At 75.4% G+C, this 26,920-nt stretch carries 26 protein-coding genes; 12 read left to right on the top strand and 14 right to left on the bottom strand.

Annotated elements, in window-relative coordinates:
* Nucleotides 1–221, top strand: a 221-nt coding sequence (locus HH311_RS27845; protein WP_169186981.1) for a hypothetical protein, incomplete at its 5' end; no start/stop codon positions are given.
* A gap of 11 nt (nucleotides 222–232) precedes the next feature.
* Here the strand turns inward: HH311_RS27845 and HH311_RS27840 are convergent.
* Nucleotides 233–697 carry a phage tail protein gene (locus HH311_RS27840; RefSeq protein WP_169186980.1) on the bottom strand — a complete coding sequence of 155 codons (465 nt, stop codon included), beginning with the start codon at nucleotides 695–697 and terminating at the stop codon, nucleotides 233–235.
* A 118-nt stretch (nucleotides 698–815) separates the two neighbouring features.
* Here HH311_RS27840 and HH311_RS27835 point away from each other — a divergent pair, with 118 nt between their 5' ends.
* A complete protein-coding gene (locus HH311_RS27835) occupies nucleotides 816–1,244 on the top strand; it encodes a nitroreductase/quinone reductase family protein (RefSeq protein ID WP_169186979.1) in 429 nt (142 codons plus the stop codon).
* Nucleotides 1,245–1,304: 60 nt separating this feature from the next.
* Here the strand turns inward: HH311_RS27835 and HH311_RS27830 are convergent, their stop codons facing one another.
* A complete protein-coding gene (locus HH311_RS27830; RefSeq protein WP_169186978.1) occupies nucleotides 1,305–1,766 on the bottom strand; it encodes a hypothetical protein in 462 nt (153 codons plus the stop codon).
* A gap of 832 nt (nucleotides 1,767–2,598) precedes the next feature.
* Between HH311_RS27830 and HH311_RS27825 the strand changes: the two genes are divergently transcribed.
* Both HH311_RS27825 and HH311_RS27820 read left to right on the top strand, forming a co-directional pair.
* On the top strand, nucleotides 2,599–3,783 hold the full coding sequence (locus tag HH311_RS27825) for a hypothetical protein (RefSeq protein WP_169186977.1): 1,185 nt from the start codon (nucleotides 2,599–2,601) through the stop codon (nucleotides 3,781–3,783).
* Nucleotides 3,784–3,904: 121 nt separating this feature from the next.
* Entirely contained in the window at nucleotides 3,905–4,375 is a 471-nt protein-coding gene (locus tag HH311_RS27820) for a universal stress protein (RefSeq protein WP_169186976.1), read from the top strand.
* A gap of 13 nt (nucleotides 4,376–4,388) precedes the next feature.
* Here the strand turns inward: HH311_RS27820 and HH311_RS27815 are convergent, their stop codons facing one another.
* The 5 genes from HH311_RS27815 to HH311_RS27795 all read right to left on the bottom strand — a co-directional run bounded on the left by HH311_RS27815 (nucleotide 4,389) and on the right by HH311_RS27795 (nucleotide 9,123).
* Nucleotides 4,389–5,435, bottom strand: coding sequence for a serine/threonine-protein kinase (locus HH311_RS27815; RefSeq protein WP_169186975.1), 1,047 nt, complete (start codon nucleotides 5,433–5,435; stop codon nucleotides 4,389–4,391).
* Nucleotides 5,432–5,998, bottom strand: coding sequence for a hypothetical protein (locus tag HH311_RS27810; protein ID WP_169186974.1), 567 nt, complete (start codon nucleotides 5,996–5,998; stop codon nucleotides 5,432–5,434). Before HH311_RS27810 ends, HH311_RS27815 begins: the two co-directional genes overlap by 4 nt.
* 73 nt (nucleotides 5,999–6,071) lie before the next feature.
* Complete coding sequence (locus tag HH311_RS27805) at nucleotides 6,072–7,184, bottom strand: cobalamin-independent methionine synthase II family protein (RefSeq protein ID WP_169186973.1); 1,113 nt, start codon at nucleotides 7,182–7,184, stop codon at nucleotides 6,072–6,074.
* A 27-nt stretch (nucleotides 7,185–7,211) separates the two neighbouring features.
* Nucleotides 7,212–8,168, bottom strand: a complete 957-nt coding sequence (locus tag HH311_RS27800) for an MBL fold metallo-hydrolase (RefSeq protein ID WP_169186972.1) — start codon at nucleotides 8,166–8,168, stop codon at nucleotides 7,212–7,214.
* Nucleotides 8,169–8,178: 10 nt separating this feature from the next.
* Entirely contained in the window at nucleotides 8,179–9,123 is a 945-nt protein-coding gene (locus tag HH311_RS27795) for a fumarylacetoacetate hydrolase family protein (RefSeq protein WP_169186971.1), read from the bottom strand.
* 121 nt (nucleotides 9,124–9,244) lie between these two features.
* Here HH311_RS27795 and HH311_RS27790 point away from each other — a divergent pair, with 121 nt between their 5' ends.
* A complete protein-coding gene (locus HH311_RS27790; RefSeq protein WP_169186970.1) occupies nucleotides 9,245–9,871 on the top strand; it encodes a TetR/AcrR family transcriptional regulator in 627 nt (208 codons plus the stop codon).
* A gap of 15 nt (nucleotides 9,872–9,886) precedes the next feature.
* Here HH311_RS27790 and HH311_RS27785 read toward each other — a convergent pair whose 3' ends face one another.
* Nucleotides 9,887–10,444 carry an ABATE domain-containing protein gene (locus HH311_RS27785; RefSeq protein ID WP_169186969.1) on the bottom strand — a complete coding sequence of 186 codons (558 nt, stop codon included), beginning with the start codon at nucleotides 10,442–10,444 and terminating at the stop codon, nucleotides 9,887–9,889.
* Nucleotides 10,445–10,548: 104 nt separating this feature from the next.
* Here HH311_RS27785 and HH311_RS27780 point away from each other — a divergent pair, with 104 nt between their 5' ends.
* The 3 genes from HH311_RS27780 (at nucleotide 10,549) to HH311_RS27770 (ending at nucleotide 14,466) form a co-directional block, all read left to right on the top strand.
* The gene (locus HH311_RS27780; protein WP_211190904.1) at nucleotides 10,549–11,958 is read left to right on the top strand and encodes an MFS transporter; all 1,410 of its coding nucleotides are present in this window, start codon (nucleotides 10,549–10,551) and stop codon (nucleotides 11,956–11,958) included.
* The gene (locus tag HH311_RS27775; protein WP_312030451.1) at nucleotides 11,955–12,695 is read left to right on the top strand and encodes a VOC family protein; all 741 of its coding nucleotides are present in this window, start codon (nucleotides 11,955–11,957) and stop codon (nucleotides 12,693–12,695) included. Before HH311_RS27780 ends, HH311_RS27775 begins: the two co-directional genes overlap by 4 nt.
* 301 nt (nucleotides 12,696–12,996) lie before the next feature.
* Nucleotides 12,997–14,466, top strand: coding sequence for a hypothetical protein (locus HH311_RS27770; protein WP_169186968.1), 1,470 nt, complete (start codon nucleotides 12,997–12,999; stop codon nucleotides 14,464–14,466).
* A 458-nt stretch (nucleotides 14,467–14,924) separates the two neighbouring features.
* Here HH311_RS27770 and HH311_RS27765 read toward each other — a convergent pair whose 3' ends face one another.
* Together HH311_RS27765 and HH311_RS27760 are read right to left on the bottom strand one after the other, a co-directional pair.
* The gene (locus HH311_RS27765; RefSeq protein WP_169186967.1) at nucleotides 14,925–15,743 is read right to left on the bottom strand and encodes an ANTAR domain-containing protein; all 819 of its coding nucleotides are present in this window, start codon (nucleotides 15,741–15,743) and stop codon (nucleotides 14,925–14,927) included.
* Between the two features lie 57 nt (nucleotides 15,744–15,800).
* A complete protein-coding gene (locus HH311_RS27760) occupies nucleotides 15,801–16,307 on the bottom strand; it encodes a hypothetical protein (RefSeq protein WP_169186966.1) in 507 nt (168 codons plus the stop codon).
* Between the two features lie 63 nt (nucleotides 16,308–16,370).
* Between HH311_RS27760 and HH311_RS27755 the strand changes: the two genes are divergently transcribed.
* Together HH311_RS27755 and HH311_RS27750 are read left to right on the top strand one after the other, a co-directional pair.
* Nucleotides 16,371–16,649, top strand: coding sequence for a hypothetical protein (locus HH311_RS27755; protein ID WP_169186965.1), 279 nt, complete (start codon nucleotides 16,371–16,373; stop codon nucleotides 16,647–16,649).
* A gap of 101 nt (nucleotides 16,650–16,750) precedes the next feature.
* A complete protein-coding gene (locus HH311_RS27750; protein WP_169186964.1) occupies nucleotides 16,751–17,449 on the top strand; it encodes a GNAT family N-acetyltransferase in 699 nt (232 codons plus the stop codon).
* Between the two features lie 13 nt (nucleotides 17,450–17,462).
* Here the strand turns inward: HH311_RS27750 and HH311_RS27745 are convergent, their stop codons facing one another.
* Nucleotides 17,463–20,651 (bottom strand): arabinosyltransferase domain-containing protein, encoded by a 3,189-nt coding sequence (locus HH311_RS27745; RefSeq protein ID WP_169186963.1) that lies wholly within the window; start codon nucleotides 20,649–20,651, stop codon nucleotides 17,463–17,465.
* Nucleotides 20,652–20,850: 199 nt separating this feature from the next.
* Between HH311_RS27745 and HH311_RS27740 the strand changes: the two genes are divergently transcribed.
* Nucleotides 20,851–22,446, top strand: a complete 1,596-nt coding sequence (locus tag HH311_RS27740) for a hypothetical protein (RefSeq protein WP_169186962.1) — start codon at nucleotides 20,851–20,853, stop codon at nucleotides 22,444–22,446.
* Here HH311_RS27740 and HH311_RS27735 read toward each other — a convergent pair.
* Both HH311_RS27735 and HH311_RS27730 read right to left on the bottom strand, forming a co-directional pair.
* The gene (locus tag HH311_RS27735) at nucleotides 22,329–23,921 is read right to left on the bottom strand and encodes a hypothetical protein (RefSeq protein ID WP_169186961.1); all 1,593 of its coding nucleotides are present in this window, start codon (nucleotides 23,919–23,921) and stop codon (nucleotides 22,329–22,331) included. The genes HH311_RS27740 and HH311_RS27735 overlap by 118 nt on opposite strands.
* A 51-nt stretch (nucleotides 23,922–23,972) precedes the next feature.
* A complete protein-coding gene (locus HH311_RS27730) occupies nucleotides 23,973–24,863 on the bottom strand; it encodes an NAD(P)H-binding protein (RefSeq protein ID WP_169186960.1) in 891 nt (296 codons plus the stop codon).
* 69 nt (nucleotides 24,864–24,932) lie between these two features.
* Between HH311_RS27730 and HH311_RS27725 the strand changes: the two genes are divergently transcribed.
* Nucleotides 24,933–25,766, top strand: a complete 834-nt coding sequence (locus tag HH311_RS27725) for a LysR family transcriptional regulator (protein ID WP_169186959.1) — start codon at nucleotides 24,933–24,935, stop codon at nucleotides 25,764–25,766.
* A 7-nt stretch (nucleotides 25,767–25,773) separates the two neighbouring features.
* Here the strand turns inward: HH311_RS27725 and HH311_RS27720 are convergent, their stop codons facing one another.
* Nucleotides 25,774–26,811 carry an RNA polymerase subunit sigma-70 gene (locus tag HH311_RS27720; protein ID WP_169186958.1) on the bottom strand — a complete coding sequence of 346 codons (1,038 nt, stop codon included), beginning with the start codon at nucleotides 26,809–26,811 and terminating at the stop codon, nucleotides 25,774–25,776.
* Between the last annotated feature and the right edge of the window lie 109 nt (nucleotides 26,812–26,920).

Raw genomic sequence — 26,920 nt, 5'->3', positions numbered from 1 at the left:
CCGACGAGACCGACACCGTCTGGGAGCTGCTCCAGCACGACGCCGTGGTCTACGTCTGCGGCAACGCCGCCACCATGGCCCCCGCCGTCCGCGCCGCGTTCACCGACATCTTCCGCACCAGAACCCTCACCACCCAGGCCGACGCCGAGGCCTGGTTCACCGGCCTGCGCAGCGCCGGCCGCTACCTCGAAGACATCTGGGGCGAGACCGCTGTCGTCTGAGGAGCCGCCGGTCAGTACTCCCCCTTGATGACGAAGAAGCTGCCGCGGATCGTGCCGGCGAGCTTGGAGCGCTGCCTCGCGAACTTGAACCGCGTCGCCAGCTCCTCGGGGACCTCCATGCCCTCCGAGAGCTTGAAACCCACCGCGCGTTTCGACCCCGGCTCGAGGCCGTACATGACGTTGATCGCGAGCCCCGACTCGTAGAACACGTACGCGAACCGGATCCCGTCCGCGACGAACCCGGTCGCCTCCAGCGGCCGCGACGCGATCACGATGTCCCGTTCCTCGGCGAGGATCCGGGTCACCCAGTCGACCGTCTCGGCGGCCTCGTCCGCGGGCTCGACGGTGAACTCGTGGTCGTACTTGTTCTTGAAGTACCGGGCCTCGTTCGCCCGCAGGCCGGCCAGGGCCGCCGCCACCGGGGACGTCTCGAGGCCCTCCGTCGAGACGTTGGAGAAGTCGACGACCTGCGACACCACGCACCTCCGAGGACCGGTGGCGGTGAGCGTATCGGCGCGGCCCAGCGACGTCGGCCTCCGCAGTCCCGCCGGACCGGCCCTACGGACCGGTCGTGGCCGCCGGTAGCCTCGGTCGATGCCCCACGACGTGGTCCTCAAAGCGATGAACGGCGTCCACCGATTCCTCGTCTCAGCCACCGGCGGCAGGATCGGCTGGGAGTTCGGCGGGATGCCCGCGCTCGAGCTCACCACCATCGGACGCAAGTCGGGGCAGAAGCGCTCGGTCATGCTCACCGTGCCCCTCGTCGAGGGCGATACCTACGTGGTCGTCGCCTCGCGCGGCGGCGACGACGTCCACCCGGCCTGGTACCTCAACCTGCGCGCGAACCCCGAGGTCGAGGTCTCCCTCCAGGGTGGGCCCACCGAGACGTGGCGGGCCGCCGTCGCGTCGCCGGAGGAGCGCGCACGGATGTGGCCCCTGATCGCGGACAAGTACCGCAACTACCGCGGGTACCAGGAGCGCACCCAGCGCGAGATCCCGCTCGTGCTGCTGACGCGCGCCTGACGCGTCAGGCTTCTGCCCAGGATCCCGGGAGCTGCTCGAGCGCCCCCGGAACGCGGAGCTCTACGCCGCGTGACGCGACGGCCTGAGGACGATCCGTTCGGTGGGCGGCTCCCAGTCGGCGACGATCCGGGCGGCCTCCTCGGGAGACAGCGGCTTCGGCGACGCTTCCGGGGCCGGCTCGTGCAGCTCGTGCCAGAGGGTGCGCCCCCGGTGATGGTGCACCGCCATCGCGACGACTATGCCGAGGCTGATGAGCACTCCGACGACGCCGGCCGCGAGGAACAGGCTCGCGAACACCGCAGTCAGCACCCACTGGACGATCAGCGTGGTGCGGACCTGCTCCCAGGTCGAGTCGTACAGCCGTCGGATGTAGGTCTCGGCGCGCTGCTCGGCGGTTGTGAGCATGCTCGGCGGAAAGGGCACCCCGGGGTGCTCGACGAGCCACCGATCCCGGTCGGCGTTCCGCACGTACTGGTCGTGCGCCACCGTCGCCTGGTAGGTGCGGCGCTCCCACGTCGACATAGGGTCCCCCGAGATCCGTTGATGAAGTCGTGCTGTCCATCGACGGCGCGCCGGCGGCGTTACTCCTGGCGACGATCAGCCCACGAACGCGCACGAGGCCGGCCCCTCCGACGCGGGGGCCTCCTGATTCCTCGCAGAGGTCGGTCTGTGTCATTGGCGGCGGAATGGTCCGATTCGGTCCGTACCGTGCGAATCTGCCGAACTCCAGCCGGTGATCGAGTCCATCGGGCTCGATTTCACCGGTAACGACGTGACCGGGATCTCCGATGAGCGGTCAGCCCGGAGAGATCCATCCCCGGTGTGCCACCGACGAGCCTGCAAAAGCCCGAGGAACTGCCTCGACAGGAGCGACACCGCTGCTCCCGGTTTTCGCCGCGCCCGGAAATCAGTGAGAGGGGGTCGTGATGTTGCGTCGTCTCCGTCGTCTCGCCCGCAATTGGCGCGGCTGAACATCGTATCGCCTGACCTGCGATCCAGTGAGGGGGTGATCGTCGTGCTGCGTCGTCTTCGCCGTCTCGCCCGGACCTGGCGGATCTGACCGCGAGAAGCCCCTTCGTATCAACCACGACATCGGGAGGAGGTTTCTCCATGCTGCGTCGTCTTCGCCGACTGGCCCGCAACTGGCGCTCCTGAGCTGGATCGGCATCTGCGTCCTGATGGCACGAGGAAGGGGGTGATCGTCGTGCTGCGTCGTCTTCGCCGGCTCGCGCGCAACTGGCGGACCTAACCGGAAGGTGCGGGAGGCGCCGGAGCGAGTCGTCCGCTCCGGCGCCCTGCTGTACCTCGTGAACGCGCAGAGATGTCTCGCCGTGTCGGTGGCCTGGAGGACTTGATGAGTCGGCTGGTATGGGCGGGATCGACCCGCTGGCGAGTGTCGCGGCACGGCCTGGTGCTCGCCGGCGACGCCGGCGACGGCGCGCTGCTCGAGCACCCCCGCGCCGAGCAGCTCCCCGACCTGCTCGCCGACACCCCGAGCGCCGAGCAATTGGCGGAGCGGCTCGGCGAGCCCCGCCCCCGCGAGCTGGTCACCGAGCTCGTCGATACCGGGCTGTTGATTGACCTCGACGCCACCACACCCGGGAGCGCTCCGGTCGCCCGCAAGCGGGCGGTGACCGTGACCCGCTCGGGGATGGAGTTCACCGGTATCGAGCGACCCGCCCGCTGGATCCACCAGCACCTGCGCTGGGTGTGGGCATCCCTGCCCGGGCGGCTGCTGCTCGGCCTCGTCGTCCTGGGTGGAGTGGTCGCGCTTCTGCAGGGCCGGCCGGCGGGCCCGTCGGTCAGCACACACCCCTGGGTGGATGCGCTGCTCGGCCTTGCGATCAGTTGGCTGGCCTCCGCCGCGCACGAGCTCGCCCACGCCGTCGCTCTGGTCGGGTACGGCCGCCGACCCCGCCGCGCCGGGTTCGGGTTCTACTGGGGCGGCATCTCCTTCTACGTCGACTCCACCGAGGCCCTGACCCTGCCGCGGCGGGCCCGAGTCACCCAGGCCCTCGTCGGGCTCGGGGTCGATCTCGTGACGACCAGCGTGCTCGCGATCACTGCCGCTCTCGTCACGTCCCCGGTGCTCGTGTACGCCGTCGCCTGGCGGGTCGCGGTCCTCGGTGCGCTCGGGATCATGATGAACCTGCTGCCGATCCTGCAGGTCGACGGCCACTGGGCCCTGGCCGACTACCTCGACGAACCCGACCTCGCCGCCCGCGCCCGCGCCGCCCTCGGTCGGGCCCTTCGCCACCAGCCCACCGGCGGGCCACGCTGGCTCGTGGGCTACGGCGCTGCGAGCCTGCTCGGCGGCCTCGCCGCCCTCGCCGTCGGCGTGTGGGTGTGGTGGTCCGCCGCCGGCGACCTGGCCACTGCCCTGTTCACCGGCAACCCAGCCGAGATCCTCGTCGGGCTCGTCCTCGTCGGGCCGATCACCACCAGCCTGGTGATCAGCCTGCTCGGCCTCATCCTGGATCTGCTGCCCGGTGAACCGGCCGACGACAGGTCGGCCTCGGTCGTCGCGTCGGGCTCCTAGCTGCGACGCTGATCGGCCGGGCCCTGACGGCCGGTCTCGTCCGCGCGCGCCGATCGCGGCGAAGACGCCTACAGTCGCGCCCCACCAGGCTCGATCGTCGACGCGCGGGGCAGGACAGCTCATGGCGGAAGATGACCTGCTCGAGGCCGCGGCCGGGGGGATCGTCGTCGGGATGGACGACTCCCCCAGCGCCAGGGTCGCGCTGCGGCACGGACTCGAGGAGGGCGCCCGGCGCGGCACGCACGTGCTCGCGCTCACCGTCTACCACTCGCAGTCCGCGTGGGCCCCGCAGGTGGCGAGGGTGCTCGACGAGGACCGCCTGGTCGGGGAGGTCACGAAGGCGATCCAGCAACTCGTCGACGAGGTGGTCGCCGAGGAGCGCCGGAAGGGCAACGAGGTGCCGCCGGTGCGGGCCGGACTGCGGACGGGGTCGCCGGCGGACGTGCTCTGCCGGATCAGCCGGGACGCGACGCTGCTCGTGATCGGCGACCGGGGCCGCGGTCAGCTGGCGAGCCGGCTGATCGGCTCGGTGGTCCTCGGTGTGGTGCTGGGCGCCCAGTGCCCGGTGCTCGTCGTCCACCCCGGGGACTGACCCGCCGCCCGCCTCACCACGGGACGAACAGGACCAGGCAGACCACCACGAGCGCCAGCAGGCCGAGGACCACCAGGACGCTCCCGACGCGGTGCAGCCGGCCCGCCCCCGGAGCGGGCGCGTCGGCCGCGGGCGGCTCTCCCGACGGGGCGTCGGCGTCGCCGACCGGGCCGGGCCGCGACGAGGAGCTGCGCTGGGTCGGGACGGCGGGGCCCAGGTCCCGGAGTGCCTCGGTCAGCGTGGCGGCGTCCGGGCGGGCCGACCGATCCACGGACAGCGTCCGCATCACGAGGTCCTCCACCGCGACCGAGAGCTCCGGCCGCAGCGCCCGGGGCGGGACCGGCGCCTCGCGCAGCCGCACCGAGGCGACGTCCGCCGAGCCGGTGCCGCGGAACGGCGGAGTCCCGGTCAGCGCCTCGTAGAGGGCGCATCCCAGGGAGTACACGTCCGAGCGTCCGTCGAGCTCCTCCCCGCGCACCTGCTCGGGCGACATGTAGGTGGGGGTGCCGACGACCGCGCCGGTCTCGGTCAGTCCCCCGGCGTGCGCGAGCTGCGCGATCCCGAAGTCCATCAGGATCGGCGTGCCGTCGGCGAGCAGCATGACGTTCGCCGGGTTCACGTCGCGGTGGGTGGTGCCCCGGGCGTGCGCGTGGGCGAGCGCCGACGCGACCGCCGCCGCCACCCCCACCGACTCGCGCTCGGGCAGCGGTCCGCACTCCGCGATCCGCTGCCGCCAGGGGCGGCCGTCGAGGAGCTCCATGACCACGTACACCCCCTGCGAGGACCACCCGACGTCGTGCACCGGGACGACGTGGGGGTGGCTGAGGCCGGCCGCGGCCCGGGCCTCGTCGTGCAGCCGGCGGGACTGCGTCGAGTCGTGGCGCTGGTCGGCGGGGAGCAGCTTGACCGCGACGACGCGGTCGAGGGCGCGATCGAGGGCGCGGTGGACCTCGGCCATCCCGCCGTGGCCGAGTGGTTCGACCAGCTCGTAGCGGTCCCCGAGCACGAGGGGTTCCCGCGGGGACCCGCCGGAGCCGGGATCGGTCTCGGGTCGGGTCACAGACGACGGGTCCGTTCGGCGTCGCCGCCCTGCAGCAACGCGTCGAACAGGTAGCGGTGGTCGACCATCGCCTGGCGCCGGTCCTCGAGGCGCTGCTCGTCCCGCTCGTCGGCGACGGCGACCTCGTGGGCCGAGCGGAAGTGCTCGACGAGGTCGGGGTGGTCGACCGAGACCAGCTTCTCCCGCTCCTCGAAACGCTCGGAGGGGTAGCCGCGGTCCCGCATGACCTGCTGGACGAGCAGGTCGGCGTCGCGCAGACCGGTGGACGGGTTCTCGACGAACGTCGCCTGCGCGGTCTCCCAGGCCCGGGAGTAGCGCTCGCGCTCGTCGGGCACGAGGTCGCGCAGGTCGAGCCGACGCCGGCGGCGCAACCGGGCCCTCAGCTCCTTCTCCCCGTTCCGGCGCCCGTAGGAGCGCACGACGCGGTCGTACTCGGCGCCGAAGCGGCTGCGCAGGGCCGCCGTGCTCCCGCGCGCCCGACGCCGGGCGACGAGGAGGAGGACCACCCCGAGCAGGACCACCACGACGGCGGCGGCCACGATCCCGAGCACGACGCCGTCCATGGCAGGCCCTCCGTCCGGCTGCTCGCCCCATCACAGCACTCGATCGGGCGACGCGCGCGGTACAGGCCGAGCCTCACCCGACGAGGGCCGCTCCCTCCGCCATCGCCTGCAGCTTCATCTGCGCGACCTGGGCGCCCACGCGACCGAAGCCGACGAACGTCCCGAACCCGCAGTCGGTGCTGGCGATGACGCGCTCGGGCCCGACGACGTCGGCGTACCGCCGGAGACGCTGCGCGACGAGGCGCGGGTGCTCGACGATGTTGTTGAGCGTGTCGACCACGCCGGGCACCAGCACCACGTCGTCGGGGATGGCGAGCCGGCGCACGTCCTCCCACTCGTGCTCGTGGCGCGGGTTGGCCGCCTCGAACGAGATCATCCGGGGGCGACCCGCGAGGACGGCGGGGAGCAGCTCGGCCAGCGGGGCGTCGAGGTGGTGCGGGCCCTCGTAGTTCCCCCAGCACAGGTGCAGGCGCACCCGGGAGGGATCGATGCCCTCGAGGGCCCGGTCGATCGCGGCGACGTGGCGCTCGGCGAACCCGACCAGGCCCCGCCGCTCGACCTCGTCGCGGCACCAGAAGTTCGTGTGCCCGGCCATCGGGATGTCCGGGCAGTCGAGCTGCAGGACCAGCCCGGCGTCGACGATCGCCCGGTACTCGTGCGCCATGGCGTCGGCGAGGGCGTCGAGGTAGCTGTCGTAGTCGGGGTAGTGCAGGTTCGGGCTGCAGGTCGCGATGCACCCCGGGGAGGCGGCCGGGAGGAACGCGGCGTCGTGGCCGGTCTTGTCGAGGGCCAGCCGGAGGGTCTCGACGTCGCGGGCGACGCCCGCCTGCCCGACGTAGGCCACCTCGCCCTCGCAGTTCGGCGGCATGATGTGGCCGGCGTACTGCGCGACGGCCAGCTCCGGGGCGGCCTCGAGGTCGTCGATGCTCCACGGGGCGGCCTGCCCTCCGAACCCGGACAGCCGCTCGCGCACGTAGTTGACGAAGCCCGGCTTGCCCATCTCGCCGTCGGAGACCACGTCGATGCCGGCGCCGTGCTGCATCGCGACGACGTCGTGCACCGCGTCGGTCACGGCGGCCTCGAGCTCGGCGGGGTCGCCGCCGCCCTCCTGGTGGGCGTACATGAGGCGGACCAGGGACTCGGGGCGCGGCAGGCTGCCCACGTGGGTGGTGCGCACGGTCGTCATCGCGGCGGTTCCTCTCGGTGCTCGGCGTCAGGGAGACGTGATCCACGCGGGGTCGAATCCCTCGAGCGCGGCGATCTTCGTCAGGACGGTGAGGCGGTCGGGGCGCGGGACGGTGGGGTCGAGCTGCTGGTAGACGTTGAGCACGTTCTGGGCGAGCCGCCCGTGCTCGGGGAGGTCGGCGAAGCGCCCGAGGTCGATCGAGGCGATCGCTGCGTCGACGTCGAGGCCCTCCTCGTACCGGCGGCGGGCCTGGGCCTCGACGGTCACGAGGTACTCGCGCATCTCGGAGACCTCGGGCTTGCCGCTGACCGGGCCGTGGCCCGGGACGATCGCCGCGACGTCCATGTCGAGCACGAGGTCCAGCGCGTCGATCCACCGGTCGATCGGTCCCGCCCAGGCGATCGGCGTCCCGCCGACGAAGAGGATGTCGCCGGCGTAGAGCAGGCGGGCGTCGGGGACGTGGACGAGCGCGTCGCCGGGCGTGTGCGCCGGGCCGACCTGGATCAGCCGGACCTCGCGGCCGCCGACGTCGACGCTCTCCTGTCCGGTGAAGGTGCGGTCGGGCCCGGTGGCGGTGACCCCGTCCAGCTCGAACGGGCCGAAGATGTGGCGCGCGAAGTCGCCGAGGGTGCCGGGCAGGTGCTTCACCTTCGCGACGGCGTCGAGCGCCTCCTGGGTCATCAGCGCGGCCGCCGGCTCGGAGGCGAGGATCTCGACGTCGCGGGCGGCGAGCAGCTCGTTGCCGTTGACGTGGTCGGGATCCGAGTGGGTGTTGACCAGCGTCCGCAGCGGATACCGGTCGGTCACCGGACGGAGGCCCTCGAGCATCTCCCGGGTCAGCGGCAGGTCGAACAGCGTGTCGACCATGAGCGACGCGCCGGACCCGACGACGAGGCCGGAGTTGCTCCAGCCCCAGCTGCCGTCCGGCTGGAGCCACGCGTGGCACCCGTCGCCGAGGTCGTGGTGTCCCTTGCGGTAGTCCATGGAGGTCCTCTCAGAAGCCCGTGCGCAGCGGGGTCATCGGGGTCGCCGGCCGGACGGTCTGCCGGGTCTCGCCGAGCGCGGGCGAGGTCAGCACGACGACGTCGCCGGGCGCGAGCCACCCGGTGAAGTCACCGGGGTCGGCCGTGTCGACGTGCTCGAGCAGGCACCCGCCGGGGACCGTGCCCGACCCGACGACGTCGCCCGGGCGCAGCTCGGTGCCGCGGGAGAGGTAGGCGAGCAGCTCGCCCCAGGTCCAGTCCATGCCCGCCAGGGAGCCCTTGGCGATCTCCCGGCCGTTGACGGTGGCCGCCACCTCGAACGTGTATCCGCTCTCGCCCCGGAACGGTTCGAGTTCGTCGACGGTGACCAGCGCCGGCCCGAGCGTGATCGCGCTGTCCTTGCCCTTGCCCATCCCGATGCCCTGCGCCATGTCCCGCACCTGGTGGTCGCGGGCGGTCCAGTCGTTGAAGAAGGTGAACCCGGCGATGTGCTGCTCGGCGGACCCCGGGTCGAGGTCGCGACCGCCGCGCCCGATCACGGCCCCGACCTCGAGCTCGAAGTCGAACCACCGCGACCCCGGCGCGATCGGGACGTCGTCGTGCGGACCGATCACCGCGGCCGGGTTGGCGAAGTAGAACGCGGGCGCCTGCGACCACGCCGGGTGCAGCTCCGGCGGGCGCCCCAGCGCGCGGTAGCAGCCGCGGAGGTGGTCGAGGAAGCACAGGCCGTCGCGGATCGCCGGCGGTCGCGGGATCGGCGCGAGCAACCGCACCTCGCCGACGGGACGCACCTCGGCCGGGCGTGCGCGGGCCGTCGTCGCGGCCTCGGCGAGCGCCGACCCGTCGTCGCCGAGCAGCGAGGCCAGCGAGACCTCGGCGGCCAGCCCGTGCACGCCGTCGTCGGTCAGCAGCCCGACCCGCGGGCCGGCTCCCGCCTCGTACGTCACCCACTGCACGACAGCCTCCACCGCGTCGTCGAAGCCGTACCCGAGTACACGTTCGTGGGCGACGCTAGAGTGTGAATGTGACGTGTATCAAGACCCGAGTACGGATTCGTGCTGTGCTCTACTGATCGGGATGGACGTTCAGGCGGCCGACCTCGGGGAACTCCCCCCGCTGAGCACGCGGACCCGCAAGCGCCAGGAGCGGCGGGACCGGGTCTACGACGCGGCCATCGCCCTGTTCGTCGAGCACGGGTTCGACCAGACCTCGATGGACGACATCGCCGCGCGGGCGGTCCTCGGGCGCACGACGGTGTTCAACCACTTCCCCCGCAAGGCTGCCTTCCTCGAGGAGTGGGCGTTGCGCCGCCGGCAGCGGGCCGCCGCCGCGCTCGGCGACCCCGACCACGACCCCGACCACGCGGGGCGCAGCCTGCGCGATGTCCTCGAGCGCTACTTCGCGGGACTCGCCGAGGTGAACCTCGAGACCCGCCGCGAGACCCGGGCGTTGCTGACGCTGTCGCTGAACCACAGCGACGTCTTCCTCGGCCACACCCTGGGCCGCGACCTCGCCGCGCTGGTCACCGCGAGCGGGGAGGCCCTCCGCCCGAGCACCGACGCCGCCCAGGTCGGGCGCCTGCTCGCGCTGGGCTACTACTCCGCGGTCGTGCGGTGGATCCACGTCGACCCGGAGCCGTTCCGCCTGGACGCGGAGCTCACCGCGGTCCTCGACACGGTGCTCTCGGGGGCGCTGGACCGCTGAACGCGTCCGACCGGCTCAGGACGACGACCGCCCCCGGGCCCGGTAGGCCGCGACGCTCGCGCGGTGGGCGCAGCCGCGGCTGCAGTACTGCTTCGAGCCGTTCCGCGACAGGTCGGCAAAGGTCGAGCGGCAGGTCGGCGACGAGCACACCCCGAGACGGGTCGGCCCGTACTCGACCAGGACGGCGGCCAGGGCGTCGAGCGCCCGCACCGCCACGACCTCCGCCCAGCCGCCGTGGCCCGGGGCGGTCTCGAGACGCCAGCCGTCGCCGTCGGGCCGCAGCTGCGGGACCGCCCGGCACTCCCGCAGGGCATCGTTGACGAGCCGGGCGACGTGCTCCGGGTCGTCGGCCGCTCGCTCGAGGGCCTCGCGCACCGTGGTCCGCACCGCCCGCACCGCCTCGAGGTCGGCGGCGGACGGAGGCTTGGCGCGCTCGGCGGCCGGGAGGTGCTCCCCGAGGAACGCGCGCAGCGCGGCGACGGAGTCGAGCAGGTCCTCGCCCCTGACCGGCTTGAGGGTGTTGGCGAGGTCGACGGCGAGGTCCACGCCGCTCTGGTGATACGCGTCGAGCATTTGACGTGTAACTCCTCCGGCTCGTAGCGTGACACGCGATCGCCTTCTAGTGTGTCACGACGACCCCGTCGGCGGCACGCGCCGCGACCGACGAGGAGCTCCCGATGACCGACGCCCCCGGCCTGACGACGGCGCCTCCCGACGAGGCGGGCCCGGACGCGGAGCGGATCGGCGCCCGCCTCGGGCTGCTGCTCGGGGTGGCCGTCCTCCCGCTGTTCGTCTCCGTCGGGGCTCCGTCGGTGACGCTGCCGGGCGTCGCCACGGCGCTCGGGGTGCCGTTCGGGGCGACGGCGTGGATCCTCGCCGGCTGGTCGCTGACCTCGGCGGCGACCATGCCCCTCGCGGGACGGTGGGCGGCCCGCCGGGGAGCCCGCGGGCTGCTCGTCGTCGGCATGGCGCTGGTGGCGGCGGGCTCGATCGTCGCCGCCCTCGCGCCGACGCTGGCGGTGGTCGTCGTCGGGCGCCTGGTCGGCGGCGTCGGTGCCGGAGCGGCGACGATCGCCGCCGTCACGCTCCCCGGTGCTCTCCCGGCCCGGGCCCGGCTGCGCGCACTCGGCGCGGTCGCGGCGTCCGCGGGGACGGCGTCGGCGTTGGGCACGCTGCTGGGCGGTGCCCTCGACGCCTGGGCGGGATGGCGCGTGGTGCTCGCGGTCCCGGCGGTCGCCCTGCCCGTCCTGCTGCTGCTCGGTGTCCTCGGGCGGCGGACCCTGCGGGCGGTGCCGGCCCCGCTCGACGCCGAGGTCGGCCGCCTCGACGTGGTGGGCGCGGCGGCCCTGACGACCCTCGCCGCCGCGGTGGTCGTCCTGCTCCAGACCCGGGCGGTCGGGCTGCCCGCGGCCGCGGCCGCGGTCGTGGGCGTCGCCGGGATCGTCGCGGTCGTCGTCGTGCTCCGGCGGCTGCGCACCCGACCCGACCGCTTCGTGCCGCGGCGGGTGGTCGCGGCCCCGGGCCTCGTGGTCGCCGGCGCCGCGGGTGGCGCGGTCTTCGCGGGGTACTACGGCGTGCTGTTCGTGGCCCCGAGCCTCGTGCAGCACGCCGTCGGCGGCGGCAGCCTCGTCGCCGGGGCGGTGCTCGTCCCCGCAGCGGCCTGCGCGGTCCTGGCCGGTCGGGGCGTCGGCCCGGTGGTGCGGCGCCTCGGATCGTGGCGGGTCCTGGGCGGGCTCGCGGCACTCACCGCGCTGGGCGCCCTCCTCGTCGCCGTGCCCGTGGCGGGCGCCGGGGTCGTCGTCACCGTCGCGGGCACCGGCCTCACCGTGATCGGGTTCGCGGGCGCGCAGGCCGTCGTCACCGGTCTCGTCCCGGACCTCGTCGCCGCGGACGACCGGACCGTCGCGGCGGGCCTGCTCAACTTCGCCGTCTTCGAGGGCGGAGCCGTGGGACCGGCCGCGGTGGGCGGCCTCCTCGGCGTCGTCGGGGTGCCCGGCGCGCTCGGCGCGGTGGCGCTCCTGCCCGCCGCCGCCGTCGTCGCCGTCCTCCTCCGGGCGCGGGGCGGCTCGCGGCGGACGGCGTCGTGACCGCCCTCGGAGGTCCGGCGCCGGGTGGGCCCGCGAGGATCGGCGACGTGCACCTCGAGAACATCGTGTGGGACGCCCGCGACCCGGACCGATTGGGGCGCTTCTGGGCCGCGGCCCTGGGCGCGGAACCCGCCGGGGACGACTGCCACCGCCTCCACCTCGGGGACACCTGGCTCGACCTGTGCTTCCAGCCGGTCCCCGACGGTCCCGACGACGGCCGCCGGCTCCACCTCGACGTCCTCGGTGGGGCGTCCCAGGCCGCCCGCGTGGACGAGCTCCTCGCCCTCGGCGCGACCCGTGCCGACATCGGCCAGGGCGAGGTCCCCTGGGTGGTGCTGGCCGACCCGGAGGGCAACCCGTTCTGTGTGATGGACGACCGCGCCGAGTACCGGGCGACCGGCCCGATCGCGGCCCTGCCCCTCGACAGCGCGGATCCCGACCGGGACGCCCGGTTCTGGGCCGCCCTGACGGGGTGGGTACCGGCGGAGGGCACCCCCGGCATCCGGACACTGCGGCACCCGGCCGGTGTGGGCCCCCTGCTCGAGCTGTGCCCGGAATCCGCCCCGCACACGACGAAGAACCGGCTGCACCTCGACGTGCGCCGGACCTCCCCCGGCGACGACGAGCTCCGGGCCCTCGGCGCCCAACCCGTCGACGAGGCCGAGGGCCTGCCCTGGCGGGTGTACGCCGACCCCTCCGGGAACGAGTTCTGCGTGCTCGACCCCTCCGAGGGCTGAGCCTCCGCCGAACCCGTCAGCCGCGGACGAGCGGGCTCCGGCCGCTCGGGCGGCGGGACGACTGGTGACCGGGAGCGACAAAATGGGATCTTCTCCCGCCGGATTGACGAGAACGGCCTAGTCTCACCGCGAATTCGTCGCTCAGTGTCGAATGGCCCGAGGACGTCGGAATCGGGAACACGAAGAATGTCCGCGGGGTCTCGTATCCGGGCGACGGTCGTGCCAATCTGGGTGCCCACGAAAGGGAAATGCGACCACGTCGTCGTCGGGACGCGGCGGCCGTGGGGTGTCCGGGAGCACGATGATCGACGCAGGGAGCAGCCCCGCTGAGCCCGGCTCCGCGCTCGGCGCGGCCGTGCGGCGCCTGCTGCTGCTCGTGGGCCTGCTCGCCGGGATGCTGCTCCTCGGTGCGGTGTTCGCCGCCCAGGCCCACGCCGACACCGGCGGTGGCCGCCCGTCCGGTGGGTCGACGCCCGGCGCCCATGCCCCCGCCCACCAGGCCACCAAGCCCGCCGCTCGCTCGGTCGGCACCGGCGCGTCGGTCAGCGTCCGCCGGGCGACGCACACCGACGAACCACGGAGCACGACGCGGCCGAGCGGCTCGGTCACCGGCCACCGCTCACCGGGTGCCGGTCGGCCGGCGACGCGGGCGTCGGACGAGCCCGCGGACCGCGCTGTTGCGCGTGCGGGTGCCGGCCGGTCCGCGGCCGCGAGCACCGCGGCGGGCGCGCGCCGGCCGACCGAGCCCGCGACCCGGGGCGCCGGTGGTGCACGCAGCGCCTCGCCGCCGGCCGGGGTGGCGACGGCTCCGGCCCGCCGGGACACGAACGGCCGGTTCATCACCGAAGAAGGTCACGAACCGGCCGTTCGTGCGTTCGCCGGCGCGCCGATCCCGGCGGCCGTGCCGGTGGCGCCGACGGTGCTGCCCGGCGGCGGGTCGACCCCGGCCCGCTCCGTCCCGCGGCCGACGACCGCGGTGATCCCCGAGCCGACCCCGCCGGACGTGGCCCGGACCCAGCCGGTCCGGCTCGTGAGCGATGCGCTCGGCCCGCCGCTGACGACCTCGATCCCGGCGCTCGCCGTGCCCGCGGCGGTGCCGGCGCTCGATACCTCACCGGCGCGCTCGACCGACGGCGCCCTCACGACCGCCCTGTCCGTCGACCCCCTGTCCGTCGGCCCCCTGTCCGTCGGCCCCGTCTCCGTCAGCCCCCTGTCCGTCAGCCCCCTGTCCGTCGGCCCCGTCTCCGTCGGCCCCGTCTCCGTCGGCCCCGTCTCCGTCGGCCCCGTCTCCGTCGGCCCCGAGCCCGTCGGCTCCGTCGGCGCCGCCGCGACGTCGCTGCCCCTCGCCCCGCTCTCCGCGGCCACACCCCCGACGTCGTCCGGTGACCCGCCACGGGCCCCGTCCCTCGCCCCGGTCGGGGCGACGCCGGCTCCCCCGACGACGCTCGGCGCGCCCGTGACAGGGTCGGCCACGCCGGCGCCCCCGGGCCCACCACGCGAGGTCGTCGTCTCTCCGGGGCACGGTCCCCCAGGTGCGTACGACGGTCTGACCGACCACTCCACACCGGTGACGCCGGGTCTCCCGGAGCCGCTCGCGATGCCCGCCGGCGCGGGGTCGGCCGCCACGACCGGTGCTGACGGTTCGTGGGCCCCGGTGGGGCTCTCTCCCGAGACGTCTGCCGTGCTGCTGGCCGCAGCCGGCCTGGCCCTGGCCGCCGTGCGCCGCCGGGCGACGTGGTGGTCCCCCGAGATCGTGGTCGGACCGGGCTGAGGTCCGTCCGCACTCCCGCGCTGCGCGCCCCACGACGACCGACGCCCCCGTGTCGGTCCTGAGGTCACTGTCCCGACCCGCCCCCGGCGGCCACCGGGTGCCGTGACGACGTCGGACGCCGACCGTCACCGGGAGCGGAGAGCGGCACCGGCACGCCCCGGCGTCGCCGGCCTGCCCTGACCACACGGCGTCCCGGAGGAATGCGGATCTCCGCCGACGCCGAGCGGTGAATCCCCGCCGATACCGCAGTTCCTGCGCACTTGCGGAACCGCGAGCGCCGCTCCACGCGCCGAACGGTGGAGCACTTTCCGGACTGCCCGGCACCCCGAGCCGGGAATGGCGACCCTCGGCGAGTTCGAGGGTCGGAAGGACGCCACGACGAGCCGATTGAGGGGTCGGCTCGTCGTGGCTCCTTCGCCCCGGGGTCACGCCCCGCCGCTACGAGGCGTGGCGACGAGCTAGAGCTCGGCGCGGCGGAGGGCGATGGTGCTCGCGAGGTCGCGCAGCTTGATGTTCAGGTCCTGGGACGTGCGGCGCAGGACGTCGAACGCCTCCTCGGCGCCGATCCCGCGACGCTCCATCAGGATGCCCTTGGCCTGCCCGATGACGTCCCGGGACTGCAAGGCCTCGGAGAGCTGGGAGCTCCGCAGCTGTTCGGCCTCGACGGCACGGGCGGCGCGCAGGGCGACCGCACCGTGCGCGGCCAGCAGCAGCATCACGTCGGGGTCGACCCCGGCGAGGTCCTCGGGATCGCGGAAGTAGTAGTTGAGCGCGCCCGACCGCGGCGTCTCGCCGCCGGGGAACATTCCGGTCGCGCAGAGCGCCGACATGCCGAGCTGGACCACCCGGGGGCCGAACCGGGGGTAGGCCGGGTCGCGGCCCAGATCCCGGCTCACGACGAAGCCGGGGCTCGCCGCGGCGGTGGCCTCGATGCAGGGCCCCTCCCCGGTCTCGTACTGGATCAGGTCGGCGCGGGTGGCCAGCGGGTCGGTCTCGACCGGGGTGCGGAAGCTGCCGTCGCGCTCCCGCAGGGTCACCGACACCATGTCGGCCGCCGGGACCAGCGCCTGCGCCTGCTGCACCACCCGCTCGAGGACCCCGATCACGCCGGTCTCGAGCGGCACGTGGAACAGCACCTCGCCGAGCTCGAGGAACTGGGCGGCCAGGGGCCCCAGATCGAGCGCTACCTCGCGGGGCGCCACGAGTTCGGGCAACGGTCCGGTCGCGTGCTCGACGAACCGCTGCCGCGCTGCCTGCCACTCCGACTCCGGCACCATGGAGCCTTCCTACCCTGCCGGCCCGACGGGCGACGGTCAGGTCTCGACCAGCCCCGGTCAGGGCGTGTGCAGGGCGAGGTCCACGGCCTTCTCGCGCCGCACGAGCTCCGCGAGCACCGCGCCGTCGTACTTGCGCTCCGCCGCGGCGGCCCGCTCCCGGGCCCGCGCGACGTCGGACCGGACCTCCTCGAGCGCGGACTGCAGCTCGGCGCGCCGGCGGTCGACGGCCAGCAGCGCCTGTTCGAGCCGGGCGACCCGCGCCGTGGCCGCCGCGAGCGCGGACTCCTGCTCCCGGGCGGTGCGGGCGGTGTCGTCCAGGTCCTGCTCGAGCCGCGACACCTGCTGCTGGGCGGCCTCGAGCGCCCGCATCCGCGACTGCAGCTTCTCGCGGCGGCGCTGCAGGGTGGGCCGCTGCTCGTCCCGCGGCGCGGCCGCGTCGTCGCCCCCGGCGGCCTCGTCGTGCGTCCCGGCCGGGGCCGTCCCGTTCGCGCTGCCGGTGGACGTGCCGTTCGACTTCGCCTTCTTCTTGTTCTTGCCCACGACGCCCTCCCCCGACCCCGCCACGGTCAACGACCCGTTGACCCATGGTGTCCATCCGCCGGAGAGACGTCAAGTTATCGTTGACCGATGGATGACGGTGCCCCGCGACGGCGGGCACGGGCAGCGCTGGAGTCGCTGGCGGCCACGGACGATCCACGGCAGGTGCTCGACGCGGCCCGGCGGCTGCGCGAGGCGGCCGAGGAGATCGAGCAGACCGCCGCGGCCGAGGCGCGGTGGGCCGGCACCACCTGGCACGAGATCGGCGTGCTCTACGGGACCACCAAGCAGGGGGCCCAGCAGAGGTTCGGCAAGCACCTGCGCCGCCGGCCCCGCCCGGTCCCCGAGGACAGCGCACCTCGGGGCTGACGGTGCGTGACGCGGCGCGGGGGACCTGACCGCGCTGTGACGACGATGAGAGTCGTGGAACGGCGGTTGGCAGATCCGCCGGGACCCGCTTCCCTGGAGTCATGGTCTCTCCCCGTCACGAGGCGCCGGCGGTGCACCGTCGTGTCCGGCTGCGCTCCGGCGACCCGGTGGTGCTGCGCACCCTGCGTCCCGAGGACCAGGCCGGCCTGGGCGCGATGTTCGAGGAGCTCAGCACCAGCTCCCGCTTCCAGCGCTTCCTGAGCGGCAAGCCGACCGTGTCCGCCCACGCGCTGCGCCGGCTGGCCGACGTCGACCACCGCGACCACGAGGCGCTCGTCGCCGTCACCGCCGAGGAGGGCGACGTGGTCGGCGAGGCCCGCTGGATCCGGGACGGGGACGACCACACCGTCGCCGAGATGGCCATCACCGTGGCCGACACCTGGCAGCAGCGTGGCCTGGGAACCGAACTGGCCCACGACCTGGCGCGCCGCGCCGCCGAGGAGGGCGTCGAGGAGTTCACCGCCGAGGTGCTCACCGACAACAGCGGCATCCGCCGGCTCGTCGAACACCTCGGCGAGGTCGACGACGCCGCCCAGCAGGACGGCATCTCCACGCTCCGCGTCAGCACCGCCGGTCACGGCGCGGCGCCCGACGACGGCCTCGTCCGCCAGGTCCTGCGCTCCGCCGCCCGCGGGGACTTCCTCGTCGTCCCACGTCCGCTGCGGTGGTGGTTGCGGCTCTCCGGCGAGATCACCAAGACCCTGATGGTCCCGGTCGAGATGCTGTTCGGCCGCCGCTGAGCGGGCCCGTCCGTCAGTCGTCCATGCCCTGGAACTTGACGTCCGCGTAGGACTGCCGGGCGATCGTCGGCAGCCGTGCGAGCCCCGACCGGGTGGTGGTGCCGTGGTCGAGGGCCGTCCCGCCGGTCGGCAGGTCGTGCACCACGAGGTCGACCGACCCCCACGGGCGGGTGGGCGGGCCGCCCACCGGGACCGCCGTCGGGAGGCGCACGTAGGTGGACTCCAGGTCCTCGCCGCGCCACACCCCGCCGAGGGTGTTGTCGGTCCACAGCCCGGTGAAGTTGTCGCCGAGGTCCTCCCCCGCCTGCAACCGGTAGCGGGTGGGCGGAGCAACGCCGTCCTCGACGAACTGCTGGTCCACGCACGGCCAGAACGCCGAGGTCATCTGGTCCGCGCGCACCGGCACCCCGGGGCCGCCGTCGGGCGCGAGCAGCTCCCGGATCGGGCGCGGTCCCCCGATCCAGGGCTGGGCGACGGCGAGCACCCCGGTCGGTGAGTCGGCGACGACCCGGACCGCGGTCGGCGGCCCCGGGAGCCCGACCAGCGAGATCGGGATCTCCTGCCAGGTCCGCTCGTCGGCGGCGGGCGAGAGGCCGACCTTCTCCGGGGTCACCGAGGTCGGGGCGCCGACGGGTCCGGTGCCGATCTCGAGGCGGACGCCGGCCTCGGTGGCGCCGTCCGGGCGCGGCAGGACCGGGACGACGACGTCGGTCGCCGCGGGCCGGGGGTCGCCGGCCGCGGCCGGGCGGCCCGCGCCGCGCGGCAGCGGGTACCACCCCGAGTCGAGCGACCCGGTGCCGGAGACCGCGGGCCCGTCGGTGTGCCAGACGGTGCCCATCCCCGGCACGGGCCGCGGGACGGGGCTGTCGACCGCGGCCAGGAAGTCGCCGGAGAGCACGGCCGGCGTCGGGGCGCCGAGCGGGGTCGGCGAGGGGCGCAGCACCGACACCTCGTTCTCGAGGCCGCAGGCCGAGTGCGCGACGTCGTGGACGTTGCCCAGCGCGACGGTCCACCCCGGGTACTGCCGCAGCGGCGCGAGGGTGAACACCCCGACCAGCCCGACGACGACGGCGAGGCAGGCCGCGACGAGCACTGCGCGGGCCGGCGACGGGCGAGGGGCCCGCGGCATCCACCGCGCGCGCGCCCACCAGGCCGCGAGCAGCGCGATCGCGAGCCACACCAGCGGGTTCCGCAGGTAGATCGGGCCCAGGTGCGGGGCGAGCAGGCCCTGTTCCGCGCGGGTGAGGTCGCCGGCGGCGTGCGGGCCGAACGGCTGGCCGCGGTCGGAGAACGGCCGCCAGACGTTGAGGCCCGCGAACGTCATGGCCGCGGCGGTGACCAGCACCGCGACGCTCGCGGCGGTGGCGAGGGCCCGGTCCTGCCGGGGCAGCGCGGCCCGCAGCAGCGCGACCGCGACGAGCACGGTGCCCGACGCCGCGACGGCCGGGAAGTGCAGCACCCACTTGGTGGGGCTGACCGCGAGCAGGGCGAACGCGAGGGCGGTGGTGGCCGCGCTGGTGAGGAGCAGCCGCCGCAGCGGGTCGCGGTCGTCCCGGGCGCCGCTGGAGACCGCGGCGACGGCGAGCACGGCGAGGGTGAGCAGTACCGGCGCCCGCCGCGCCCACGGCGTCACCTGGGGGCTGAGCAGGGTCTGGTAGTGGACCAGCTCGTCGAACCACGGGACGGTCGCGTAGTACCAGGAGTGCACGGCCTGGGCCTCGAGCACGTCGCCGACCGAGGCGTCGCCGAGCCCGACCGGCACCGCGATCGTCCCCGCCGCGACCACCACCGCGACCGCGGCCAGCGCCGACCACCGGTGCGGTCCCCACTCGGCCCGCAGCCACGCCCAGCCCCGCCCGGCGTCCACGACGAGCGGGGCGATCGCGACCAGCCCGGTCGGGGAGCACGTCACCGCCAGCGCGGCCGCGCCGACGGCCACCGCGACGGCGCCCACCGCGCCCGCCCCGCCCCACCGGCGTGCGAGCTGCCCGCACACCAGGACCACGACGGACAGCAGCACGATCAGCGGCTCCGGGCGCAGCGTCAGCCCGTAGGGCAGCCACCACAGCAGGTGCGCGACGAGCAGCGCCCACGGCACCTTGGCGTCCCGCACACCGGTCCCCTGCAGGGCCAGGACCGTGTAGACGCGCAGCCCGGCCCACGCGAGCAGCCCGAGCAGGACCGCGAGCAGGCGCATCCACAGCAGCGACCAGCCACCCAGGGCGCCCCAGGCCCCGACGAGGTACTGGGACGCGACGAACGGGCTCTCGGTCGCGTTCCACATGTAGACCGCGTTGGCCATGGTCCCCGTGCGCTCGGCCGCGCGGGCCATCAGCGGGTACCAGGAGTCGTCGAAGTTGGTCGGGCCGATCACGGCCCACACCCCCGAGATGACCACGACGACGGCGTCCGCGGGCGACGCGTGCCCGCGGACCCGGGCGATCCCCGACCGCAGCCGGGCGGCGAGTCGCGCGCCGGGGCCGGGCGGCCCGCGTCGGGGCCGGCCGGCCAGCACCACCACCAGGACCGCGAGCACCACGAGCTGGGCGATCAGCAGCCAGGTCTTCAGCGTCGAGGGCGAGGAGTCGTAGCGGTCGTCGGGCTGGAGCGAGACGGCGAGCCCGGGGGTGCCCGGGCGGCCGGTGGACAGGCGCGTCACCTGCGGCGGTTCGACCTCCGCGCACGCCCCGCAGGCCGGGGGGACCGGGGCGCCGTCCCGGGTGACATGCGGCGGCGACCCGGCCGCCACGTCCACCCGCCAGGTGCACGGTGCGGTCCCGAGCGGGGCGTCCACCAGGCGGGCGCCGTCCAGGTCGACGGTCACGCGTCGGGCGGCGCCCTCGCCCCGGGCGGCGACCAGCAGCCCGCGCGGTTCGCCGGGCGGAACCGTGCGCAGCCCCTCCACGGGTCCGGGACCGGCCAGCGCCGCGCACGGGACGGTCGCGTCGAAGGAGAGCGGTCGCGGCGGGGCGAGGGCGAGCGTCGTGGACGTGGCCGGACGTCCGGGCGGGGGCCAGAGGACCGTCGAGGTCGAGACGACGACGGGCGCGAGCGCGGCCGCGACCGCGAGCACGACGGCGAGCGCGCCGAGCGCCACGAGCAGGCGCGCCCGCCGACCGAGGTGGGCCGGGCGCTCGGAAGCCGCCTCGCCGTCGGCCTCGTCGGGCACGGCCGGTGACCCGAGGGTCGTCCCCGTGGTCATCGCGCCTCCCCTCGACGGTCGGGGTACCGCCGAGGAGGAGACTAGGGAGGTCCCCCGCGGCGCCTGCAGGGTCCTCACCGGTGTGTCGTCGCAGGTGGGTGGATTTCCGCGACGGGCGGGCCTCGGACGGCGCAGCGCGGTGCCCCGCTACGGTGAGCGCTCCGCCCGTCGTGCGTGTCGACCCCCAGCTGGAGCAGCCATGTCGGCCGAGCCCACCACCGCGCCCGGGCGGGAGCTCGTCGACGAGGCGACCGTCCCGGCGCACGGGACCACCCCCGCCGTCGGGACGGCGACGTCGCGGTGGCGGACGGTGTGGACACCGACCGCGCCCGCGGCGGCGTGCGGCGCCCTCGCCGGCGCGGTGCTGTTCCTGCTCGCCCACCGGGGCATGCCGGACGACTCCTACATCACGCTGGACTACGCGCGGAACCTCGCCGAGCACGGCCACTGGGGCCTGACCCTGTTCCGCGACGCCAACACGGCCACCTCGCCGCTGAACGTCTGGCTGCTGGCCGCCGGGATCCTGGTCACCGGGGGCCGCCCGGTGGTGGCCGCCGGCCTCGTGCTCGTCCTCGCCACGGCCCTGCTGGGCGGCTGGGCCGCCGGGCTCGCCGGCGCGCTCGGGCGGCGCCGCGCGGTGGTGGTCGGCCTGGTCGTCGGCCTGGTCGTGACCTCGCCGCTCTTCGCGAGCGTGGTCGGCATGGAGTCGTTCCTCGGCGCGGCCCTCCTGCTGGGGGTGGCCCGGTACGCGGCGGCGCGGCGGGCGGTGGCGGCCGGCGTCGTCACCGGTCTCGCGGTGCTGTGCCGGCCCGACCTCGCGGTCCCCGCCGTCGTCCTGCTGGCCGTGCTCTTCGTCGGGGCCGCGCCACGCGCCCCGCGCCGGATGTTCCTCGCCTGGGGCACGGCCGCCGTCGTCGTGCTGCCCTGGCACCTGTGGTCGTGGTTCGTGCTGGGCGGCTTCGTGCCCGACACGCTCGTGATCAAGACCGGCGGGGCGTTCCCGAACGGCGAGGTCTTCGGCAACGGCCCGCTGTTCTTCGCGCAGCGCTGGCCGGTGGCGATGGTGCTGATCTCCGCGGTCGTGGCGGCCGGGCTCGGCGCGCTCGTCGTGGCCGCCGTGGCGTGGGCCCGGGGCTCGGGCCGGCTCGCCGACCGGGTCGTGGTCGCCTGCGGGGTGGCCGGGCTCGCGCACTACGCGGTCTACGCGGCGATGGGCGTCTCGTCCTACCTCTGGTACTACTGCCCGTCGCTCGGGCTGCTCACCGTCTGCGCGGCGCTCGGCGCCGCGGACCTCGCCGTCCGGCGGACCGGCGCGCTCGCCGCCGCGCTCGCCGTCGTCGCGGGCGCCGGGATCGGGCTGCAGACCGCCCTGGGGGTGCCCTGGGCGCAGCCGGCGCTGTTCGGCAACTGGGCGACGTCGGGCCAGTACCTCGCGGCGGGCGAGCAGCTCGCGCGGGCGGTGCCGCCGGGGCAGTCGGTGCTCGCGCCCGGCGAGATCGGCGCGCTCGCCTACGGCTGCCGCTGCGACATCGTCGACGGGTTCTCCGACCACGCCCGGCTGATGGCCCTCGTCGCGCAGCGCGAGGCGACGTCGGGCCCCGTCGGGAGGTTCCTGCTGCGGCTCGACACCCTGCACGCCGACCGCGCGCCGGTGCGGCCCACGGACCACGTCCTGCGCTACGTGAAGGGCACCGGGCCCGGCTGGCCGACCGACGTGCCCGGCCGCGGTCCGGGCCGGCTCGTGCTCGACCCCTCGGGCGCGGACGCCGCGGCGGTGTCGCTCAACGGGGAGTGAGGCCGGCGCCGGGCCAGGGCGGTCCCCGCCGCGAGCAGGAGCACCGTCGCCGTCACCACCAGCAGGTACGACGCGAGCCACACGTGCTTGGCCAGCTCGACGTAGCCGTCGCCGAGCACGGCCAGCACCACGGTCCCGACGGCGGCCACGGCGAGGACCCCCGAGACGCGGGCCAGGCCCCGGGCGGTCCGGCCCCGGCCGCGGCGCGGGAGGACCGTCGCCGCGGCCGCGGCGAGCAGGGCCGCCGCGACGATCGTCGGCGGCACCCAGCGGCCCGGGAGCCGGTCGAAGTAGGCGAAGGTCACCCCCATGTGCTGCGCCCCCTCCGGGACGTCGGGCACGGGGAGCGAGCCGCTCACGGTCCGCGCGCCCGCCGTCGTCGGGACCAGGTAGGGCACCTGCGGGCGGAGGGTCGCGATCAGGCCCCGGTGCACCATCCTCGCCAGGAGCAGCGGGTGCGCCGCGACGTAGGCGCGGGCGGCCGCGCGGATCGCCGTGGTCCGCGGGCCGGGGACCTCGGTCCAGCCGGGGACGTTCCGGCCGAGGTCGAGGTAGTAGTGCTCGCCGGAGCGCTGCCACGCCTCGGGGGGCAGCCCGAGCGCGGGGAGCGCGGCGGGGCCGGACTCGGGGAGGATCGCGGTGAACACCAGGTCGTGGGTGTTCGGGACCTCGTAGAGCGTGTCCTGGTAGCGGATCCCGGCGAGCACCGGGGAGGCGGCGAGGGCGACGGCGACGACGCCCGCGACGAGGCCCGGCACCCGGCGCCGCCACCGGGTCGCGCCGACCGCGACGAGCAGGCACGCGGCCGCGGCCGTGAGCCCGAGGGGGACGAAGGCGGGCTTGGCGGTGGCCGCGACCACCGCCCCGGCCGCGAGCAGGGCGAGCGCGGCGGTGCGGGCGGCCCGGTCGGCGGGGCGGGTGACGGCGACCGCCAGCAGTCCGCCGGCGATCCAGGCCGCGCCGAGCAGCCCCGCCGGCTCGTCGTAGGTCGACACCAGGAACCGGGACCACCACGGGACGACCAGTAGCGGGAGGACCGGCGGGGCGACCACCGCGAGCACCACGAGGCCCGGCCTCGCCCGGGCGCCGGCGGCCCACGCCGCGATCCCGGCTCCGAGGCCGAACAGCCCGGCGTACGCCGCGGCGAGCGCCTCGAGGTCGAACGGCGCGGGCTCCGCCGGGCCGGTGGTGGCCGCGACGACCGCGCCGAGGACCACGCCGGCGGAGGTGACCGGGGCGGGGATGCGGCAGGCGGGGCCGCCGGTGCGGAACCGGGTGACGACGATGCCGTGGCCCGACGCGTGCCCGTCGGTGGCGTCCGGGGCCAGCCACGCGGTGCAGAACAGGCGGGCGCCGTCGGCGTTGTCGGCCGCCCCGAGCGCGCCGTCGGTCCCGAGGCCGAGCCGCCAGACCAGGCCCGCCGCGACGAGGACCGCCACCGCGACCGCGAGGAGCAGGCGGCGCGGCGTGGTCACCGCGGCAGCGTGCCAGAGCCCTCCGGGGCGGCGGGCTGTGTCTCCACCGGCTCAGGCCCCGACCGCGGGGACGAGCACCTCCTGGCACCACTGCCGGAACGTCGTCGGGCTCGTCGTCTCCGGGGTCCGCGGCACGCCCGCGTCGAGCCCCTCGTCCTTGGCCCGCATCATGTCGACCATGCCCCGGACGAAGGCGTCGCCCACCCCGCCGGCCGTCATCCCGGCAGCGAGGGTCTCGAGCGGGAGCCGCTCGTAGCGCACCGGCCGACCCAGGACCTCGGACATGGTGCGGACCATGTCCTCGGGCGAGAGGTCCTCCGGCCCGAGGACCGGGACGCTGCCGACGCCCTCCCACGACGGGTCGAGCAGCAGCTCGGCCGCCCGGGCCGCGATGTCGCGGGTGGCCACGAGCGGGGCCCGGCGGGCGGGCGACGCCGTGTCCGCGAACACGCCCTCGTCGCGGATCGAGGCCGTGCGGCGCAGCACGTTGTCCATGAACCCGGGGTTCGCGAGCGCCCGGTAGGCCACCCCGCTGCCGGCGATGAGGTCGTCCATCGCGAGCGAGGCCGTGACCAGGCCGGCGCGGTCGGCGACCGTCGTGCCGCGTCCGAGCGCGGACACCCCGACGACCCGCCGGACCCCGTGCGCGGCGAACGCCTTCACCGCGGGCGTGGTGAACCCGGAGTAGGCGGCCTCGAGGCTGGGCGCCGACGGATCCGGCGGGACGACCCAGAACACGGCGTCCGCGCCGGCGAACGCGCGGTCGGCGACGTCGGCGTCGCCGTGGGACCCGGTCACGACCTCGACCCGGTCCCGGACGGCGCCGGAGAGCTTCGCGGGGTCACGGACGACGACCCGGAGCGGCTCGTCGGGGGCCCGGGAGAGGAGGAGCTCGAGGAGCTGCCCACCGATGTCACCGGTGGGCGTGGTCAGGACGATCATGCGTCCAGGCTCCGTCCGCCCGGCCGCGAGCGTCCAATACCTGTCCGCCGAGATTGATACCTTGAGGGCATGGACCTGGATCTCCGCAAGCTGCGGTACTTCGCCGCGGTGGCGGAGCACCGCCACTTCGGTCGCGCCGCTCAGGCCCTCTACATCGCGCAGCCGGTGCTGAGCCGGCAGATCCGCGCGCTCGAGCACGAGCTCGGCTGCACCCTGCTCGCCCGCACGACCCGCCGGGTGCAGCTGACCCCGGCGGGCGAGCAGCTCCACGAGGAGACGCGCGGGCTGTTCGCCGCCGTCGACTCCGCCCTCCGCCGTGTCCACGAGGTCGACCGCGGCGTGGCACGGGTCGTCGTCGCGTTCGCCCCGGGTCTGCACGTCTCCGAGGCCGTCCGGGCGTTCACCGCGACCCATCCCGACGTCGAGATCGCGCTGCTGCGTCTGGACTGGTGGGAGCAGGACGCGCCGCTGCGCGACGGCCGGGCCGACGTCGGCCTGCTGCGCCGCCCGTTCGACGACACCGGCCTGCGCAGCGTGCCCGTCGGCAGCGACCCGAAGGTGGTCTGCCTGCCCGCGTCGCATCCACTGGCCCGCCGACGACGGCTGCACCTCGCCGACCTGGAGGGCCGGCCGCTCCTCAACACGCAGGGGCGGCGCACCGACTCGCTCGAGGAGAAGTTCGAGCTCATCGCCTCGGGGACGGCCATCGCCGTCGTCCCCCGCAGCGTGGCGCGGTCCTACTCCCGCCCCGACCTGGTCCACCGCCCGCTGACCGACGCCGAACCGGCGCAGACCTGCGTGGTCGTCGCGGAGGACCGTCGGGAGCAGCGCGTCCTCGACTTCGCGACGGTGGCCGTGGAGACCCTGGGCGCGGACGCTCCGCGGCTCGCGGTCGCGGACTGATCGTCCGTCAGCGCCGGACCGACCGGGGAACGGCCGCGTCGTGTCCGCCCGGTGCGTCCGTCAGGGCGGGAGGCAGTCCGAACGGACCGAGCAGGGTGTGCTCGAAGCGGGTCAGCGCTACGATGCGGTCCCCGGCGAGGGTGAGGACGTACAGCCCCACCCCGGGGGCCGAGGGACCGCGGAGGTAGGCCCCGCAGGCCGGCTGCCCGTTGGCCCGGGTGCGCACCAGGTCGAACCGTCGCCCGGCCCCGAAGATGCGCTCGAACAGCCGGCCCACCGCCTCACGCCCCTCGTACTCGTGCGGCAGCGGGGGCATCGAGACGAAGACGTCGTCGCTCAGCAGCGCCACGAGTGCGGGGAGGTCGGCCGACTCGTACGCCGCGACGAACCGCGCCACCACGACGTCCTCGGCCGGCGACAGGGGTGCGGGTGCGGGCGGCCGAGCCGCGTCCAGGCCGCGCAGGCGTGCCCGCGCGCGCTTGAGGGCGCTCGTCACGGACTCCACGGAGGTGTCGAGCACGTCCGCGACCTCGGCGGCCCGGAAGCCCAGGACGTCGCGCAGCAGGAGTACCGAGAGCTGGCGCGGCGGGAGCAGCTGCAGCGCGGTCACGAACGCGAGCGAGATCGACTCGGTCCGTTCGTACCGGGCCTCGGGTCCGGGCGGGCCGTCGAGCACGTCCGCCACGAGGGTGTCGGGGCAGGGCTCCAGCCACGGGCACTCGCCGAGCCGCGTCGGCTCGGGCGGCTCGACCCCGGGCACGTCCCACGCCTTCGCCGGGCGGCGGGCCGTCGAGCGGCGCAGGTTGAGGCACCGGTTGGTGGCGATCCGGTAGAGCCAGGTCCGCACGGACGATCGGCCCTCGAACCCGCCGAGCCCGCGCCAGGCTCCGAGCAGCGTGTCCTGGAGGGCGTCCTCGGCGTCGTGGAGCGACCCGAGCATGCGGTAGCAGTGCACCTGCAGCTCACGACGGTACGGCTCGGTGAGCTGCTCGAACGCCGCACCGTCCCCCGCCCGTGCCCGGGCCACCAGCTCGTCCGTGCCCACCGCCGCGCCTCCGTCCCGGGTCCGCCGCGCTCCCCGTCGTCGGGTGGACACCGGCGCGGGGGCGAACTGGGCGGCCCGGGAGCGCCCGGTTCCGGGCCGTCGCGGGGAC

The sequence above is a fragment of the Actinomycetospora sp. TBRC 11914 genome (genome assembly GCF_012933465.1).
Taxonomy (GTDB): Bacteria; Actinomycetota; Actinomycetes; order Mycobacteriales; family Pseudonocardiaceae; genus Actinomycetospora.
This window is presented reverse-complemented; position numbering and strand designations above follow the sequence as displayed.